Genomic DNA, 18,027 nt, shown 5'->3' on the forward strand with positions numbered 1-18,027 from the left:
CGCAGGTGTCGTTGCTAAGATTATCGAGTAAGAGCCAGAGATCTCTCGGTAGTCTGTAGTTTTCGGGGTCGGCGAAACCGTCGGCCCCAAATGGTTTAGGGGTATAGCTCAACTGGCAGAGCGTCGGTCTCCAAAACCGAAGGTTGGGGGTTCGATTCCCTCTGCCCCTGCCAAATTCTCGCGCCATGTGGCGCTGTTTAAGGTGTTATGGCGAATCCTTCCGTCGAAACTGTTAATACTTCCGGCGACAAGCTGATGTTGTCGGCTGGTGTATTGTTGGTCTTGGCCGGGTTCGTGGGGTTTTTTCTGCTCGACCGCCAAGAGTGGTATGTGCGCGGTGCGGCGCTTGCCGTCGGTCTGATCGCCGGTGTCGCTGTCGGTCTGGTTTCTGCGCCTGGTAAAAGCTTTATCGCGTTCGCCAAAGACTCCTACAAGGAAGTTCGCAAGGTTGTCTGGCCGACACGGAAAGAGGCAACGCAGACCACTCTTGTGGTGTTTGCATTTGTCCTCGTCATGGCCATTCTGCTTTGGCTTAGCGATAAGTCGATCGAATGGGTGATTTTCTCGGCGATTCTGGGTTGGAAATGATATGAGCGATACTCCGACATCCCCGAGTGGAAAGCGTTGGTATGTGGTGCACGCCTACTCCGGCATGGAGAAGAGCGTGCAACGTGCGCTTCAGGAGCGCATCGAGCGGGCCGGGATGCAAGACCAGTTTGGTCAAATTCTCGTCCCGACCGAAGAAGTGGTTGAAGTAAAGGGCGGTCACAAGTCAGTTACGGAACGTCGTTTCTTCCCAGGATACGTCTTGGTTGAGATGGAAATGACGGACGAAACGTGGCATCTGGTCAAGAACACGGCCAAGGTCACCGGATTCATCGGCGGCACACGCAATCGGCCAAGCCCGATCTCACCGCGTGAAGTCGAAAAGATCATGTCGCAGATGCAGGAAGGTGTCGAGAAGCCGCGGCCGAAGACGCTTTTCGAGGTGGGCGAGATGGTTCGCGTGAAGGAAGGTCCTTTCACCGACTTCAACGGCAACGTCGAGGAAGTGAACTACGAGAAGTCCAAGGTTCGTGTCTCCGTCACGATCTTCGGCCGATCGACACCGGTCGAACTAGAGTTCGGCCAGGTCGAAAAGACTTGATTCGAATACATCGCGCGTAGCCTCGTGGCTGTCGCGCGATTCGCGCTTACGGTCCGCGTCATGACCGTTGAGGAGCGTCAGTAGGCGGCAACGTCGAACGCGCGCTATCACTCACCGAACGCTCACGCGTTCAGCAGAGGTTTTCAACATGGCAAAGAAAATCATTGGCTTTATCAAGCTGCAGATTCCTGCAGGTAAAGCCAACCCGTCGCCGCCGGTCGGTCCGGCACTGGGCCAGCGCGGCCTGAACATCATGGAGTTCTGCAAGGCGTTCAACGCGCAGACTCAGGGCATGGAGCCGGGTCTGCCGGTGCCGGTCGTCATTACGGCATTCGCGGACAAGAGCTTCACGTTCATCATGAAGACGCCGCCGGCTACCGTTCTGATCAAGAAGGCAGCCGCTGTGCAGAAGGGTTCGCCCAAGCCGCACACCGACAAGGTCGGCAACATCACCCGCGCTCAAGCGGAAGAAATCGCGAAGACCAAGATGCCGGACCTTACGGCAGCTGATCTGGACGCCGCTGTGCGCACCATCGCTGGTAGCGCGCGTTCGATGGGTATCACTGTGGAGGGCGTGTAAATGGCTAAGCTTTCGAAGCGCCTTCAGGCATTCGCGAACAAGGTTGATCGTCAGAAGCTGTACGCGATCGACGACGCACTGGCTCTCGTGAAGGAATGCGCGAGCGCGAAGTTCGACGAGTCGATCGACGTTGCAGTGCAACTCGGCATCGATGCGAAGAAGTCGGACCAGGTCGTTCGTGGCTCGGTCGTTCTGCCGGCCGGTACCGGTAAGTCGGTGCGTGTCGCAGTGTTCGCGCAAGGCGAAAAGGCTGAGCAGGCTCGCGCCGCTGGTGCGGAAGTCGTCGGCATGGAAGACCTGGCTGAACAAGTGAAGGCCGGTAACCTGGACTTCGACGTCGTGATCGCTTCGCCGGACACGATGCGCGTAGTCGGTACGCTGGGCCAGATCCTCGGTCCGCGCGGCCTGATGCCGAACCCGAAGGTTGGCACGGTTACGCCGGACGTCGCTCAGGCAGTTCGTAACGCCAAGGCAGGTCAGGTGCAGTTCCGCGTCGACAAGGCCGGTATCATCCATGGCACGATCGGTCGCGCATCGTTCGAACCGGCTTCGCTGCGTCAAAACCTGGCTGCGCTGATCGATGCGCTGCAAAAGGCCAAGCCGGCGACCAGCAAGGGCGTGTACCTGCGTAAGGTTGCACTGTCGAGCACGATGGGTGTCGGCGTTCGCGTGGATCAATCCACGCTGGCGCAGTAACAGAATTCCGGCGCGGTCGTCAGGCCGCGTCTAACAGGGCTTTGGGCGGTTGTGTGGCGGCAATAGTGTTGCGCAACCGGTTGTCAAAGACCGTTGGTGGTGGTGCAGAAGTCGAGCAGCGCCTTAATTCAAGCCAACGCAGATGGCGAACCCGAAACAGTTTTGCAGTGGTTGAAGTCGTTTGTCGTGCGTCGTTAGACGGACACTAATCGATCGAAATACTCCTAACAGTCGGACGCCGTTGTTGAACGTGGTGCATGAGGGTTGGACACCCGAGTGCATCGAATCTGGAGGTTTAACCGTGCCACTGAACAAAGAAGATAAGCAGGCAGTCGTCGCTGAAGTCGCCGCGCAAGTCGCGAAGGCTCAGACGATGGTGCTCGCTGAGTATCGTGGGATCACGGTTGGCGATCTGACCAAGCTGCGCGCGAAAGCGCGTGAGCAACAGGTGTATCTGCGCGTGTTGAAAAACACGCTGGCGCGTCGCGCTGTCGAAGGTACCCCGTTCGCTTCGCTGGCTGAGCAGATGACCGGTCCTCTGATCTACGGCATCTCGGAAGATGCCATTGCCGCTGCCAAGGTCGTCAACGACTTCGGCAAGAGCAATGACAAGTTGATCATCAAGGCTGGTTCCTACGAAGGCAAGGTGATGGACCAGGCAGGCGTGCAAGCGCTGGCCAGCATCCCGAGCCGTGAAGAGCTGCTCTCCAAGCTGTTGTTCGTCATGCAAGCGCCTGTTTCCGGCTTTGCGCGTGCTTTGGCCGCGCTTGCTGAGAAGCAAGGCGAAGCTGCATAACGCAGCCGCTTGGGCGCTCGTCGCTCAGTTAGGTATTAGCTAGATCGCTAGCTCGATCCGAATTCAATTTAGGAGTATTTCAAATGGCAATCGCAAAAGAAGACATCCTGGAAGCCGTTGGCGCGATGTCGGTTCTGGAACTGAACGAGCTGGTCAAGGCGTTCGAAGAAAAGTTTGGCGTGTCGGCAGCTGCTGTTGCTGTCGCTGGCCCGGCTGGCGGTGGTGCTGCCGCTGCTGCTGAAGAGCAAACCGAGTTCACCGTGAACCTGCTCGAAGCTGGCGCGAACAAGGTTTCCGTCATTAAGGCTGTTCGTGAACTGACGGGTCTCGGCCTGAAGGAAGCGAAGGACCTGGTCGACGGCGCACCGAAGCCCATCAAGGAAGCGGTGCCGAAGGCTGCAGCTGAAGAAGCGAAGAAGAAGCTGGAAGACGCAGGCGCGAAGGCTGAAATCAAGTAAGTTTCATTGCGCTGTGCGAAGGCTGGCGGTTTTTCACCGCCGGCCTTTTTGTGCTTTGTGGGGACATAGTTTTTATGCTTGCGGGCAAGCATAAACGTCCCTGCAGAAGCCAAAGAAAACGGTCGGATCGGCAGATTTTTCCGCCAGTTCTCTTTGTCTTCTGAAGCGACTGCAGAAGGCAAGTTTGGTCGGGTAGCGGGAAACACAGGCATCCGCTGCCGTCAGCCAGCGGTTGGTAGCGGCCAACCACCAAGCTTCTAGACTCGCGCGTCCTCCCCGGACAGCGGCGCGGGTCTCAGTCGGTGAACACCGGGCCGTGTCGTCGAGGTATCCCGCCTCGGTAACGCCCGCCGTGATTCGGAGATCGTATGCAATATTCCTTCACCGAGAAGAAGCGTATTCGCAAGAGTTTCGCGAAGCGCCCCATCGTTCACCAAGTTCCCTTTTTGCTGGCGACCCAGCTTGAATCATTCCAGACGTTTCTGCAAGCGGATACGTCTTCCTCGCAGCGCAAAGCGGAAGGCTTGCAGGCCGCGTTTACGTCTGTTTTCCCGATCGTTTCGCACAACGGTTTTGCGCGTCTCGAGTTCGTCAGCTACATGCTGTCGCCGCCCGCATTCAACATCAAGGAATGCCAGCAGCGCGGCCTGACGTACTGTTCCGCCCTGCGCGCGAAGGTCCGTCTCGTTCTGCTCGACAAAGAGTCGCCGAGCAAGCCCGTCGTCAAGGAAGTGAAGGAGCAGGAAGTGTACATGGGCGAAATTCCGCTCATGACGCCGACTGGCTCGTTCGTCATCAACGGTACTGAGCGCGTGATCGTGTCGCAGCTCCACCGTTCGCCTGGCGTGTTCTTCGAGCACGACAAAGGCAAGACGCATAGCTCCGGCAAGCTGCTGTTCTCGGCGCGGATCATTCCTTACCGCGGTTCCTGGCTCGACTTCGAATTCGACCCGAAGGACGTGCTGTACTTCCGTGTCGACCGTCGTCGCAAGATGCCGGTCACGATCCTGCTGAAGGCCATCGGTCTTTCGCCGGAACAGATCCTCGCGAACTTCTTCGTGTTCGACAACTTCGCGCTGATGAACGAAGGCGCGCAGATGGAGTTCGTGCCGGAGCGTCTGCGTGGTGAAGTCGCGCGCTTCGACATTCAGGATCGCGAAGGCAACGTCATCGTCACGAAGGACAAGCGGATCAACGCGAAGCATATTCGCGACCTCGAAAACGCCAAGACGAAGTTCATCTCGGTGCCCGAGGAGTATCTGCTCGGCCGCGTGCTGGCGAAGAACGTGATCGATCCCGACACCGGCGAAGTCATCGCGAACGCCAACGAGGAAATTACGGAATCCGTCCTCGAAAAGCTCCGCGAAGCCAAGGTCAAGGACATCCAGACGCTCTACACGAACGATCTGGACCAGGGCCCGTACATCTCGTCGACGCTGCGTATCGACGAAACCGCGGACAAGATGGCCGCGCGCATCGCAATCTATCGCATGATGCGTCCGGGCGAGCCGCCGACCGAAGAAGCGGTCGAGGCGCTGTTCAACCGTCTGTTCTACAGCGAAGACGCGTACGACCTGTCGAAGGTCGGCCGAATGAAGTTCAACCGCCGCGTTGGCCGCGATGAAATCATCGGGCCGATGACGCTGCAGGACGACGACATCCTCGCGACCATCAAGATCCTCGTCGAGCTGCGCAACGGCAAGGGCGAAGTGGACGACATCGACCACTTGGGCAACCGTCGCGTGCGTTGCGTGGGCGAACTGGCGGAAAACCAGTTCCGCGCGGGTCTCGTGCGTGTGGAGCGCGCGGTCAAGGAACGCCTCGGCCAGGCCGAAAGCGAAAACCTGATGCCGCACGACCTGATCAACTCGAAGCCGATTTCGTCGGCGATTCGCGAGTTCTTCGGTTCGTCGCAGCTCTCGCAGTTCATGGACCAGACCAATCCGCTGTCGGAAATCACGCACAAGCGCCGCGTTTCCGCACTCGGACCGGGCGGTCTGACGCGCGAGCGCGCAGGCTTCGAAGTTCGCGACGTGCACCCGACGCACTATGGCCGCGTGTGCCCGATCGAAACGCCGGAAGGTCCGAACATCGGCCTGATCAACTCGCTCGCGCTGTACGCGCACCTGAACGAATATGGCTTCCTCGAAACGCCGTATCGCAAGGTCGTGGATAGCAAGGTGACGGATCAGATCGACTATCTGTCGGCGATCGAAGAAGGTCGTTACGTGATCGCTCAGGCGAACGCGGCAGTGGGCGAAGACGGCACGCTGACCGACGAACTCGTGTCGTCGCGGGAAGCCGGCGAAACGATGATGGTCACGCCGGACCGCATCCAGTACATGGACGTGGCGCCGTCGCAGATCGTGTCGGTGGCTGCATCGCTGATTCCGTTCCTCGAGCACGACGACGCGAACCGCGCGTTGATGGGTTCGAACATGCAGCGTCAGGCCGTGCCGTGTCTGCGTCCGGAAAAGCCGGTCGTCGGTACGGGCATCGAGCGTACGGTGGCGGTCGATTCGGGTACGACGGTTCAGGCCATGCGCGGCGGCGTGGTGGATTATGTCGACGCGGGCCGTATCGTGATTCGCGTGAACGACGACGAAGCCGTGGCCGGCGATGTCGGCGTGGACATCTACAACCTGATCAAGTACACGCGTTCGAACCAGAACACGAACATCAACCAGCGTCCGATCGTGAAGATGGGCGACAAGGTTGCGCGCGGCGACGTGCTGGCTGACGGCGCCTCGACGGATCTGGGCGAACTCGCGCTCGGCCAGAACATGCTGGTCGCGTTCATGCCGTGGAACGGCTACAACTTCGAAGACTCGATCCTGATCTCGGAAAAAGTCGTGGCCGACGACCGTTACACGTCGATCCACATCGAAGAACTGAACGTCGTTGCTCGCGACACGAAGCTCGGACCGGAAGAAATCACGCGCGACATTTCGAACCTCGCGGAAGTGCAGCTTGGCCGTCTCGACGAGTCGGGCATCGTGTACATCGGCGCGGAAGTCGAAGCGGGCGACGTGCTGGTCGGCAAGGTCACGCCGAAGGGCGAAACCCAGCTGACGCCGGAAGAAAAGCTGCTGCGCGCGATCTTCGGCGAGAAGGCGTCCGACGTGAAGGACACGTCGCTGCGCGTGCCGTCGGGCATGAGCGGCACGGTCATCGACGTGCAAGTATTCACGCGCGAAGGCATCACGCGCGACAAGCGTGCACAACAGATCATCGACGATGAACTGAAGCGCTATCGCCTCGACTTGAACGACCAGCTGCGTATCGTGGAAGGCGATGCGTTCCAGCGTCTCGCGCGCATGCTGAACGGCAAGGTCGCGAACGGCGGTCCGAAGAAGCTCGCGAAGGGCACGAAGATCGACCTGGCTTACCTCGAAGACCTCGACCACTACCACTGGTTCGACATCCGCCTCGCGGACGAAGAAGCAGCAGCGCAGCTGGAAGCGATCAAGGACTCGATCGAGCAGAAGCGTCACCAGTTCGACCTCGCCTTCGAAGAGAAGCGCAAGAAGCTCACGCAAGGCGACGAACTGCCGCCGGGCGTGCTGAAGATGGTCAAGGTGTATCTCGCGGTCAAGCGTCGCCTGCAGCCTGGCGACAAGATGGCGGGCCGTCACGGTAACAAGGGTGTCGTGTCGAAGATCGTGCCGATCGAAGACATGCCGTACATGGCCGATGGCCGTCCGGCTGACGTCGTGCTCAATCCGCTCGGCGTGCCGTCGCGGATGAACGTGGGTCAGATTCTCGAAGTGCATCTGGGCTGGGCCGCAAAGGGTCTCGGCTGGCGCATCGGCGAAATGATGCAGCGTCAGGCGAAGATCGAAGAAATGCGTGTGTTCCTGACGCAGATCTATAACGAGTCGGGCCGCAAGGAAGAGCTGGAAAGCTTCTCCGACGACGAAATCCTCGAACTCGCGAAGAATCTGCGCGAAGGCGTGCCGTTCGCAACGCCGGTGTTCGACGGCGCCACGGAAGGTGAAATGGAGCGCGCGCTGGATCTGGCGTTCCCGGACGACATCGCTCAGAACCTGGGCATGAACTCGTCGAAGAACCAGGTCACGCTGCACGACGGCCGCACGGGTGAGCCGTTCGAGCGTAAGGTCACGGTCGGCTACATGCACTACCTGAAGCTGCACCACTTGGTCGACGACAAGATGCACGCGCGTTCGACCGGTCCGTACTCGCTCGTTACGCAGCAGCCGCTGGGTGGTAAGGCGCAGTTCGGTGGTCAGCGCTTCGGTGAAATGGAAGTGTGGGCGCTCGAGGCGTATGGCGCATCGTATGTGCTGCAGGAAATGCTGACGGTCAAGTCGGACGACGTGACGGGCCGGACCAAGGTTTATGAGAACCTGGTCAAGGGCGATCACGTGATCGACGCGGGCATGCCGGAATCCTTCAACGTGTTGGTGAAGGAAATCCGCTCGCTCGGTATCGATATCGATCTCGACCGCAACTAATCGGACTACGGAGAGAAAGCAATGAAAGCTCTGCTCGATCTATTCAAGCAAGTCCAACAAGAAGAAGTCTTTGATGCGATCAAGATCGGCCTCGCGTCGCCCGACAAGATCCGTTCGTGGTCGTTCGGCGAAGTGAAGAAGCCGGAGACCATCAACTACCGCACGTTCAAGCCGGAGCGGGATGGTCTGTTTTGCGCCAAGATTTTCGGGCCGATCAAGGACTACGAGTGCCTGTGCGGCAAGTACAAGCGCCTGAAGCACCGTGGCGTGATCTGTGAAAAGTGCGGCGTCGAAGTGACGCTGGCGAAGGTGCGCCGTGAGCGGATGGGCCACATCGAGCTGGCCTCGCCGGTCGCGCACATCTGGTTCCTGAAGTCGCTGCCGTCGCGTCTGGGCATGGTGCTCGACATGACGCTGCGCGACATCGAGCGCGTGCTGTACTTCGAAGCATACGTAGTCATCGATCCGGGCATGACGCCGCTGAAAGCGCGGCAGATCATGACCGAAGAGGATTACTACAACAAGGTCGAAGAGTACGGTGACGAGTTCCGTGCCGAGATGGGCGCGGAAGGCGTGCGTGAGCTGCTGCGCGCGATCAACATCGACGAACAGGTCGAAACGCTGCGCACGGAACTGAAGAACACCGGCTCCGAAGCGAAGATCAAGAAGTACGCCAAGCGCCTGAAGGTGCTCGAGGCCTTCCAGCGTTCGGGCATCAAGCCTGACTGGATGGTGCTCGAAGTGCTGCCGGTGCTGCCGCCGGAACTGCGTCCGCTCGTGCCGCTCGACGGCGGCCGTTTCGCGACGTCGGACCTGAACGACCTGTATCGCCGCGTGATCAACCGTAACAACCGGTTGAAGCGTCTGCTCGAACTGAAGGCGCCTGAGATCATCGTTCGCAACGAAAAGCGGATGCTGCAGGAAGCCGTCGATTCGCTGCTCGACAACGGTCGTCGCGGCAAGGCCATGACGGGTGCGAACAAGCGTCCGTTGAAGTCGCTCGCCGACATGATCAAGGGCAAGGGCGGTCGTTTCCGTCAGAACCTGCTCGGTAAGCGCGTCGACTATTCGGGCCGTTCGGTCATCGTCGTGGGCCCGACGCTCAAGCTGCATCAGTGCGGTCTGCCGAAGCTGATGGCGCTCGAACTGTTCAAGCCTTTCATCTTCAACAAGCTGGAAGTGATGGGTGTTGCTACCACCATCAAGGCCGCGAAGAAGGAAGTCGAGAACCAGACGCCGGTGGTGTGGGACATTCTCGAAGAAGTCATTCGCGAACATCCGGTCATGCTGAACCGCGCACCGACGCTGCACCGTCTCGGCATTCAGGCTTTCGAGCCGGTGCTGATCGAAGGTAAGGCAATCCAGCTGCACCCGCTCGTTTGCGCGGCGTTCAACGCCGACTTCGACGGTGACCAGATGGCCGTGCACGTGCCGCTGTCGCTCGAAGCGCAGATGGAAGCGCGCACGCTGATGCTGGCGTCGAACAACGTCCTGTTCCCGGCCAACGGCGATCCGTCGATCGTGCCGTCGCAGGATATCGTGCTCGGCCTGTATTACGCATCGCGTGAAGCGGTGAACGGCAAGGGCGAAGGCCTGACGTTCACGGGCGTGTCCGAAGTGATTCGCGCGTACGAGAACAAGGAAGTCGAGCTGGCTTCGCGCGTCAACGTCCGCATCACCGAAATGGTGGCGAACGAAGATCAGAGCGAAGGCGCGCCGAAGTTCGTGCCGAAGATCACGCTGTACGCGACGACCGTCGGCCGTTCGATCCTGTCGGAGATTCTGCCGCCGGGCCTGCCGTTCTCGGTGCTGAACAAGCCGCTGAAGAAGAAGGAGATCTCGCGCCTGATCAACACGGCGTTCCGCAAGTGCGGTCTGCGCGAGACGGTGATCTTCGCCGACCAGCTCATGCAGATGGGTTTCCGTCTTGCAACGCGCGCCGGCATCTCGATCTGCGTGGACGACATGCTCGTTCCGCCGCAGAAAGAGACGATCGTCGGCGACGCCGCGAAGAAGGTGAAGGAGTACGACCGTCAGTACATGTCGGGTCTCGTCACCGCGCAAGAGCGCTACAACAACGTGGTCGACATCTGGTCGGCGACGTCGGAAGCGGTCGGCAAGGCGATGATGGAGCAGCTCGCAACCGAGCCCGTGGTGGATCGCGAAGGCAAGGAAACGAAGCAGGAGTCGTTCAACTCCATCTACATGATGGCCGACTCGGGCGCCCGTGGTTCCGCTGTGCAGATTCGTCAGCTCGCCGGTATGCGCGGCCTGATGGCGAAGCCGGACGGCTCGATCATCGAAACGCCGATTACCGCGAACTTCCGCGAAGGCCTGAACGTGCTGCAGTACTTCATCTCGACGCACGGTGCACGTAAGGGTCTGGCGGATACGGCGCTGAAGACGGCGAACTCGGGTTACCTGACGCGTCGTCTCGTCGACGTGACGCAGGATCTGGTCGTGGTCGAGGAAGATTGCGGTACGTCGAACGGCGTGGCGATGAAGGCGCTGGTCGAAGGCGGTGAAGTCGTCGAAGCGCTGCGTGACCGTATTCTCGGTCGCGTCGCGGTGGCGGACGTCGTCAATCCGGAAACGCAAGAAACGATGTACGCGTCGGGCGAACTGCTCGACGAAGACGCGGTGGAAGAGATCGAGCGCCTCGGCATCGACGAAGTGCGCGTGCGTACGCCGCTGACCTGCGAAACGCGTTACGGCCTGTGCGCCTCGTGCTACGGCCGCGACCTGGGTCGTGGTTCGCGCGTGAACGTCGGCGAAGCGGTCGGCGTGATCGCGGCGCAGTCGATCGGCGAACCGGGCACGCAGCTCACGATGCGTACGTTCCACATCGGTGGTGCGGCGTCGCGTGCGGCGGTTGCATCGACGGTCGAAGCGAAGTCGAACGGTACGGTGCGTTTCACGGCCACGATGCGCTACGTCACCAACGCGAAGGGCGAGCAGGTCGTCATCTCGCGTTCGGGCGAGGCGATCATCGCGGACGACTTCGGTCGCGAGCGTGAGCGTCACAAAGTGCCGTACGGCGCAACGCTGCTGCAACTCGACGGCGCGCAGATCAAGGCCGGCGCGCAACTCGCGCAGTGGGATCCGCTGACGCGTCCGATCATCACCGAGTGGGGCGGTACGGTGAAGTTCGAGAACGTCGAAGAAGGCGTGACGGTTGCCAAGCAGATCGACGACGTGACCGGTCTTTCGACCCTCGTCGTGATCGATGCGAAGCGCCGCGGCTCGCAGGCTGGCAAGAGCGTGCGTCCGCAGGTCAAGCTGCTCGACGCAAACGGCGAGGAAGTGAAGATCCCGAACACCGAGCATTCGGTGCAGATCGGCTTCCAGGTCGGCGCACTGATCACCGTTAAGGATGGTCAGCAAGTGCAGGTCGGTGAAGTGCTGGCGCGTATCCCGGTTGAAGCGCAGAAGACGCGTGACATTACCGGTGGTCTGCCGCGTGTGGCCGAACTGTTCGAAGCGCGCTCGCCGAAGGACGCCGGCATCCTGGCGGAAGTCACGGGCACGACGTCGTTCGGTAAGGACACGAAGGGCAAGCAGCGTCTCGTCATCACGGACCTCGAGGGCAATCAGCACGAGTTCCTGATCGCGAAGGAAAAGCAGGTGCTGGTGCACGATGGTCAGGTCGTCAACAAGGGCGAAATGATCGTCGACGGTCCGGCTGATCCGCACGACATCCTGCGTCTGCAGGGTATCGAGGCGCTGTCGCGCTACATCGTGGACGAAGTGCAGGACGTGTACCGTCTGCAGGGCGTGAAGATCAACGACAAGCACATCGAAGTGATCGTGCGTCAGATGCTGCGCCGTGTTCAGATCACCGACAACGGCGATACGCGCTTCATTCCGGGCGAACAAGTCGAGCGATCGGACATGCTCGACGAGAACGACCGCATGATCGCGGAAGACAAGCGTCCGGCGACCTACGAGAACGTGCTGCTGGGTATTACGAAGGCGTCGCTGTCGACGGATTCGTTCATCTCGGCGGCGTCGTTCCAGGAAACCACTCGCGTGCTGACCGAAGCTGCGATCATGGGCAAGCGCGACGATCTGCGTGGCCTGAAGGAAAACGTGATCGTCGGCCGTCTGATTCCGGCCGGTACGGGTCTCGCGTTCCACAAGGCGCGCAAGACGAAGGAGTCGGCGGATCGCGAACGCTTCGACCAGATCGCTGCCGAAGAGGCATTCGATTTCGGTACGCCGGAAACCCCGGCAGCGGAGCAGCAGCCGCATACCAACGAGTAAGCGAGCCGCGTTTCTCGTAGCACCCTCAAACCGCCCGGTACGCGCCGGGCGGTTTTTTTTCACCTCGCGTTTTCGCAACGCACCTCGTCCGAACAGCCAACGTCACGATGACCGCGTGTCGTTCGAGCGTGCGTTGATAAAATCCGATATTCCCCCATGCCGCAGTTCGCGCCTCCGCTATGACCCGTTCGCTCCAGATCCTCAATGAAGTTTTCGGCTATCCGGCGTTTCGCGGACAGCAGGCGGAGATCGTCGAGCACGTTGCCAACGGCGGCGATTCGCTCGTGCTGATGCCGACGGGCGGCGGAAAATCGTTGTGCTATCAGATTCCGTCGCTGGTGCGGAAGGAAGCGGGCTTCGGCGCGGGAATCGTCGTGTCGCCGCTGATCGCGCTGATGCAGGATCAGGTCGCGGCGCTCACCGAAGTCGGCGTGCGCGCCGCATACCTCAATTCGACGCTATCGGGCGCTGAAGCCGCCGCCACCGAGCGCGCGCTGCGCAACGGCACGATCGACTTGCTCTACGTGGCGCCCGAGCGCCTGATGACTCCGCGGTTTCTCGATCTGCTCGACAGTTCGCCGGTCGGCCTGTTCGCCATCGACGAGGCGCACTGCGTCTCGCAGTGGGGCCACGATTTCCGCCCCGAGTACATTCAGCTCTCCGTGTTGCATGAGCGGTTTCCGAACGTCCCGCGCATCGCGCTGACGGCGACCGCCGACGCGATCACGCGCGACGAAATCGTGCATCGGCTGGCGCTCGACGATGCACGCATTTTCGTGTCCAGCTTCGATCGGCCGAATATCCGCTATCGGATCGTCGAGAAGGACAACGCGCGCTCGCAGCTGCTCGATTTCATTCGCGCGGAGCACACGAACAGCGACGGCACGACCGACGCGGGCGTGGTCTATTGCCTTTCGCGCCGGAAGGTGGAAGAGACCGCCGAATGGCTCAAAGGGCAGGGCCTCCGCGCGCTGCCGTATCACGCGGGCATGGAGTTCGAAACGCGGCAGAAGCATCAGGAGATGTTTCAGCGCGAGGAAGGCATCGTCATGTGCGCGACGATTGCGTTCGGCATGGGCATCGACAAACCGGACGTGCGCTTCGTCGCGCATCTGGATTTGCCGAAGAGCGTCGAGGGCTACTATCAGGAAACCGGCCGCGCGGGCCGCGACGGGATGCCCGCGAACGCATGGATGGCCTACGGTCTGGGCGACGTCGTGCAGCAGCGCAAGATGATCGACGAGTCCGATGCCGACGACGCCCACAAGCGTGTCCAGGGCGGCAAGCTCGATGCGCTTTTGGGCCTCTGCGAAGCCGCGACGTGCCGGCGCGTGCGCCTGCTCGCGTACTTCGGCGAGACGAGCACGCCATGCGGAAACTGCGACACATGTCTGGAACCGCCCGCATCCTTCGACGCCACGCGCGAAGCGCAGATGGCGCTGTCGTGCGTGTATCGCGCACACAAGGCGAGCGGCTTCCATTTCGGCGCGGGGCATCTGATCGACATCCTGCGCGGGACGCGTAGCGAGAAAGTGCTGCAACGCGGCCACGAGAAGATCTCGACTTTCGGCGTCGGGGCGGCGCTGTCGGAGCAGGAATGGCGCGCGGTGTTCCGGCAGCTCGTCGCGTTCGGCTATCTCGCCGTCGATCACGACGGCTTCGGCGCGCTCGTTCTCACCGACGCGAGCAAGCCGGTGCTCAAGGGCGAGGAACGCGTCACGCTGCGCAAGTACGTGAAGCCGGTGCGCAACCGGCAATCGTCGGGGCGCACCGGCGAACGCGCCGATCCGACGGCGGGCATGTCGGCGCGCGAGAAGGCGCGCTGGGAACGCTTGCGGACCTGGCGCTCGGAAACCGCGAAGAGCGACGGCGTGCCGGCCTATGTCATCTTCCACGACGCGACGCTCGCCGAAATCGCCCGCAGCGATCCGGACACCATCGACGATCTGCGGCATATCCCCGGCATCGGCGTGCGAAAACTGGAGCGTTTCGGCGACGAACTGCTCGACGTGGTCGGCGCGGATTGACGTTCTCGCGGTGCGTCGCGCATTAATTCACGCAACGTGTTGACCGCATTGGGATTTTCAGAATATCATGCTAGGTTCTCGTTCTTGGGGAAATTTCGGACGCGGCCTAAAGCCGGTCAGTCTGGGCGAATCCATCCACGAGAAGGTCAGACGCGCGGTTCTTCACGCTTTGCCCGTTCGGAATCGCGCCGATTTTGTTCATTTTTAGGATTAGACAATGCCAACCATCAATCAACTGGTTCGCAAAGGCCGCACGTCGGAAACGACGAAGAGCAAGTCGCCGGCCCTGCAGGACTGCCCGCAGCGTCGCGGCGTGTGCACCCGCGTGTACACGACGACGCCGAAGAAGCCGAACTCGGCACTTCGTAAAGTTGCAAAGGTTCGCCTGACGAATGGCTTCGAAGTCATTTCGTACATCGGCGGTGAAGGCCACAACCTGCAGGAACACTCGGTCGTGCTGATTCGCGGCGGCCGTGTGAAGGACTTGCCGGGTGTGCGTTACCACATGGTTCGCGGCTCGCTGGATACCCAGGGCGTCAAGGATCGTAAGCAAGCTCGCTCGAAGTACGGTGCGAAGCGTGCCAAGGCTGGCAAGTAATAGCCGGCTGTTGCAGTCGTATGAGGTCGCCGCAAGGCGGTAAAGGCGGTGGTGCCGGAAGTGCCGGTGCTATCGAGTAAGTGGTCACCCGGCCAAGCTGGTTTAGTCGAGAGATGGATCGGGTTAGTTGGTGGCCGCGGAGCGAACAACGCTCCAACTGAAAAAAGTAAAGGAAGAATCATGCCGCGTCGTCGCGAAGTCCCCAAGCGGGAAGTGTTGCCGGATCCGAAGTTCGGCAACGTAGATGTAGCCAAGTTCATGAACGTGCTGATGCTCTCCGGCAAGAAGTCGGTTGCCGAGCGTATCGTGTACGGCGCTTTTGAGCAGATCCAGACCAAGGGTGGCAAGGACCCGCTGGAAGTGTTCACGGTCGCGCTCAACAACGTGAAGCCGGTGGTCGAAGTGAAGAGCCGCCGCGTTGGTGGTGCGAACTATCAAGTTCCGGTCGAAGTGCGTCCCTCGCGTCGTATGGCATTGGCGATGCGTTGGTTGCGTGAAGCCGCGAAGAAGCGCAGCGAAAAGTCGATGGCCCTGCGCCTGGCAGGTGAGCTCTCCGAAGCGGCTGAAGGCCGCGGCGGCGCGATGAAGAAGCGCGACGAAGTTCACCGCATGGCCGAGGCCAACAAGGCATTCTCGCATTTCCGTTTCTAAGCTCCCGCTCGTAGAGCAAACGGAAAAATCAGGGCGGGTGCGCTGTTCCAGGCGCCTCGCCCGTTTGTGTTAGGGCGCTTCCGGTTCATAAGCAATGATCCGGCGCGTCGACCGAATAAAGGATCCAAAGTGGCTCGCAAGACACCTATCGAGCGCTACCGCAACATCGGTATTAGCGCTCACATCGACGCCGGCAAGACGACGACGACCGAGCGCATCCTGTTCTACACGGGCGTGAACCACAAGATCGGTGAAGTTCACGACGGCGCAGCAACGATGGACTGGATGGAGCAGGAGCAGGAGCGCGGCATCACCATCACGTCGGCTGCTACCACGGCCTTCTGGAAGGGCATGGGCGGCAACTATCCCGAGCACCGCATCAACATCATCGACACCCCGGGGCACGTCGACTTCACGATCGAAGTGGAGCGCTCGATGCGCGTCCTCGACGGCGCGTGCATGGTCTACTGCGCAGTGGGCGGCGTGCAGCCGCAGTCGGAAACCGTGTGGCGTCAGGCGAACAAGTACAAGGTTCCCCGTCTCGCGTTCGTCAACAAGATGGACCGTACCGGCGCGAACTTCTTCAAGGTCTATGACCAGCTGAAGACCCGCCTGAAGGCGAACCCGGTTCCCGTCGTCGTGCCGATCGGCTCGGAAGAAAACTTCAAGGGCGTCGTCGATCTGCTGAAGATGAAAGCGATCATTTGGGACGAAGCGTCGCAAGGCACGAAGTTCGACTACGTCGACATCCCGGCTGAACTCGTCGACTCGTGCAACGAGTGGCGCGAGAAGATGATCGAGTCGGCTGCTGAAGCCAGCGAAGAGCTGATGGAAAAGTACCTCGGCGGCGAAGAGCTGAGCGAAGCGGAAATCGTCAAGGCGATCCGCGACCGGACCATCGCGTGCGAAATTCAGCCGATGCTGTGCGGCACTGCGTTCAAGAACAAGGGCGTGCAGCGCATGCTCGACGCGGTCATCGACTTCCTGCCGTCGCCGATCGACATTCCCCCGGTCACGGGCGAACTGGAAAGCGGCGAGCGGGGCGAGCGTCGCGCAGCCGACGACGAGAAGTTCTCGGCGCTGGCGTTCAAGATCATGACTGACCCGTTCGTTGGTCAATTGATCTTCTTCCGCGTGTACTCGGGCGTCGTGAATTCGGGCGACACCATCCTGAACGCGACCAAGGACAAGAAGGAACGTCTGGGCCGTATTCTGCAGATGCACGCGAATCAGCGTGAAGAAATCAAGGAAGTGCGCGCAGGCGATATCGCCGCGGCCGTCGGCCTGAAAGAAGCGACGACCGGCGACACGCTGTGCGACCCGGCAAGCCCGATCGTTCTGGAACGCATGATTTTCCCGGAACCGGTGATTTCGCAGGCAGTCGAGCCGAAGACGAAGGCTGACCAGGAAAAGATGGGCCTGGCGCTGAACCGTCTCGCGCAGGAAGACCCGTCGTTCCGCGTTCAAACGGACGAAGAATCGGGCCAGACCATCATTTCGGGCATGGGCGAACTCCACCTCGAAATTCTGGTCGACCGTATGAAGCGCGAATTCAACGTGGAAGCAACCGTCGGCAAGCCGCAGGTTGCATACCGCGAAACCATTCGCACGACGGCCGCCGATGTCGACGGCAAGTTCGTCAAGCAGTCGGGTGGTCGCGGCCAGTACGGTCACGCGGTCATCACGCTGGAGCCGAACGAGCAGGGCAAGGGCTACGAGTTCCTGGACGAGATCAAGGGCGGCGTAATTCCGCGCGAATACATCCCGGCCGTGGACAAGGGTATCCAGGAAACGCTGAAGTCGGGCGTGCTGGCTGGCTTCCCGGTTGTGGACGTGAAGGTTCACCTGACGTTCGGTTCGTACCACGACGTCGACTCGAACGAAAACGCGTTCCGCATGGCCGGCTCGATGGCCTTCAAGGAAGCAATGCGCAAGGCAAGCCCGGTCATCCTCGAACCGATGATGGCCGTGGAAGTCGAAACGCCGGAAGACTACATGGGCAACGTGATGGGCGATTTGTCCGGCCGTCGCGGTATCGTCCAGGGCATGGAAGACATGGTTGGCGGCGGCAAGATCGTGCGCGCCGAAGTGCCGCTGTCCGAAATGTTCGGCTATTCGACCTCGCTGCGTTCGCTGACGCAAGGCCGTGCAACGTACACGATGGAATTCAAGCACTATGCTGAAGCTCCGCGTAACGTCGCCGACGCGATCATCAACGCCAAGGGTAAGTAATACCCCAGAGTCATTCGGCGCAAGCCACAAGCTCTAACCGATAAACAATCTTTGAACGAAGGTAATCATGGCAAAAGGTAAATTCGAGCGGACCAAGCCGCACG

Annotated in this window: 12 protein-coding genes and 1 tRNA gene; all 13 read left to right on the forward strand. The window is 60.5% G+C overall.

Annotated elements, in window-relative coordinates; all coding sequences use genetic code 11:
- Nucleotides 1–97 precede the first annotated feature (97 nt).
- The 13 genes from BG57_RS29235 to fusA all read left to right on the forward strand — a co-directional run bounded on the left by BG57_RS29235 (nucleotide 98) and on the right by fusA (nucleotide 17,923).
- Nucleotides 98–173, forward strand: a tRNA-Trp gene (locus tag BG57_RS29235).
- A 34-nt stretch (nucleotides 174–207) separates the two neighbouring features.
- Nucleotides 208–588 carry a preprotein translocase subunit SecE gene (gene secE / locus BG57_RS29240; RefSeq protein WP_035970528.1) on the forward strand — a complete coding sequence of 127 codons (381 nt, stop codon included), beginning with the start codon at nucleotides 208–210 and terminating at the stop codon, nucleotides 586–588.
- A 1-nt stretch (nucleotide 589) separates the two neighbouring features.
- Nucleotides 590–1,147: a transcription termination/antitermination protein NusG gene (gene nusG / locus BG57_RS29245; protein WP_035970531.1), complete on the forward strand. Its 558-nt coding sequence runs from the start codon at nucleotides 590–592 to the stop codon at nucleotides 1,145–1,147.
- A 148-nt stretch (nucleotides 1,148–1,295) separates the two neighbouring features.
- Nucleotides 1,296–1,727, forward strand: a complete 432-nt coding sequence (rplK, locus tag BG57_RS29250; RefSeq protein ID WP_035970533.1) for a 50S ribosomal protein L11 — start codon at nucleotides 1,296–1,298, stop codon at nucleotides 1,725–1,727.
- Entirely contained in the window at nucleotides 1,728–2,423 is a 696-nt protein-coding gene (rplA, locus tag BG57_RS29255; protein WP_035970535.1) for a 50S ribosomal protein L1, read from the forward strand. It begins immediately after the preceding gene.
- Nucleotides 2,424–2,724: 301 nt separating this feature from the next.
- Entirely contained in the window at nucleotides 2,725–3,219 is a 495-nt protein-coding gene (gene rplJ / locus BG57_RS29260) for a 50S ribosomal protein L10 (RefSeq protein WP_035970537.1), read from the forward strand.
- Between the two features lie 83 nt (nucleotides 3,220–3,302).
- Complete coding sequence (gene rplL / locus BG57_RS29265) at nucleotides 3,303–3,677, forward strand: 50S ribosomal protein L7/L12 (RefSeq protein WP_035970538.1); 375 nt, start codon at nucleotides 3,303–3,305, stop codon at nucleotides 3,675–3,677.
- A gap of 368 nt (nucleotides 3,678–4,045) precedes the next feature.
- A complete protein-coding gene (gene rpoB / locus BG57_RS29270; protein WP_035970540.1) occupies nucleotides 4,046–8,152 on the forward strand; it encodes a DNA-directed RNA polymerase subunit beta in 4,107 nt (1,368 codons plus the stop codon).
- Nucleotides 8,153–8,173: 21 nt separating this feature from the next.
- Complete coding sequence (gene rpoC / locus BG57_RS29275; RefSeq protein WP_035970543.1) at nucleotides 8,174–12,415, forward strand: DNA-directed RNA polymerase subunit beta'; 4,242 nt, start codon at nucleotides 8,174–8,176, stop codon at nucleotides 12,413–12,415.
- A 179-nt stretch (nucleotides 12,416–12,594) separates the two neighbouring features.
- On the forward strand, nucleotides 12,595–14,442 hold the full coding sequence (gene recQ / locus BG57_RS29280) for a DNA helicase RecQ (protein ID WP_035970544.1): 1,848 nt from the start codon (nucleotides 12,595–12,597) through the stop codon (nucleotides 14,440–14,442).
- Nucleotides 14,443–14,659: 217 nt separating this feature from the next.
- The gene (gene rpsL, locus BG57_RS29285) at nucleotides 14,660–15,040 is read left to right on the forward strand and encodes a 30S ribosomal protein S12 (RefSeq protein ID WP_006053290.1); all 381 of its coding nucleotides are present in this window, start codon (nucleotides 14,660–14,662) and stop codon (nucleotides 15,038–15,040) included.
- A gap of 180 nt (nucleotides 15,041–15,220) precedes the next feature.
- Nucleotides 15,221–15,691, forward strand: coding sequence for a 30S ribosomal protein S7 (gene rpsG, locus BG57_RS29290; protein WP_006053291.1), 471 nt, complete (start codon nucleotides 15,221–15,223; stop codon nucleotides 15,689–15,691).
- A 129-nt stretch (nucleotides 15,692–15,820) separates the two neighbouring features.
- A complete protein-coding gene (fusA, locus tag BG57_RS29295; protein ID WP_035970545.1) occupies nucleotides 15,821–17,923 on the forward strand; it encodes an elongation factor G in 2,103 nt (700 codons plus the stop codon).
- Nucleotides 17,924–18,027 lie beyond the last annotated feature (104 nt).

This window comes from Caballeronia grimmiae (genome assembly GCF_000698555.1).
Classification (GTDB): domain Bacteria; phylum Pseudomonadota; class Gammaproteobacteria; order Burkholderiales; family Burkholderiaceae; genus Caballeronia; species Caballeronia grimmiae.

What these genes read in the sequence shown, in the direction of transcription:
- secE (WP_035970528.1), top strand. Translation starts at nt 208, where the DNA reads ATGGCGAATCCTTCCGTCGAAACTGTTAATACTTCCGGCGACAAGCTG.
- nusG (WP_035970531.1), top strand. Translation starts at nt 590, where the DNA reads ATGAGCGATACTCCGACATCCCCGAGTGGAAAGCGTTGGTATGTGGTG.
- rplK (WP_035970533.1), top strand. Translation starts at nt 1,296, where the DNA reads ATGGCAAAGAAAATCATTGGCTTTATCAAGCTGCAGATTCCTGCAGGT.
- rplA (WP_035970535.1), top strand. Translation starts at nt 1,728, where the DNA reads ATGGCTAAGCTTTCGAAGCGCCTTCAGGCATTCGCGAACAAGGTTGAT.
- rplL (WP_035970538.1), top strand. Translation starts at nt 3,303, where the DNA reads ATGGCAATCGCAAAAGAAGACATCCTGGAAGCCGTTGGCGCGATGTCG.
- rpoB (WP_035970540.1), top strand. Translation starts at nt 4,046, where the DNA reads ATGCAATATTCCTTCACCGAGAAGAAGCGTATTCGCAAGAGTTTCGCG.
- rpoC (WP_035970543.1), top strand. Translation starts at nt 8,174, where the DNA reads ATGAAAGCTCTGCTCGATCTATTCAAGCAAGTCCAACAAGAAGAAGTC.
- recQ (WP_035970544.1), top strand. Translation starts at nt 12,595, where the DNA reads ATGACCCGTTCGCTCCAGATCCTCAATGAAGTTTTCGGCTATCCGGCG.
- rpsL (WP_006053290.1), top strand. Translation starts at nt 14,660, where the DNA reads ATGCCAACCATCAATCAACTGGTTCGCAAAGGCCGCACGTCGGAAACG.
- rpsG (WP_006053291.1), top strand. Translation starts at nt 15,221, where the DNA reads ATGCCGCGTCGTCGCGAAGTCCCCAAGCGGGAAGTGTTGCCGGATCCG.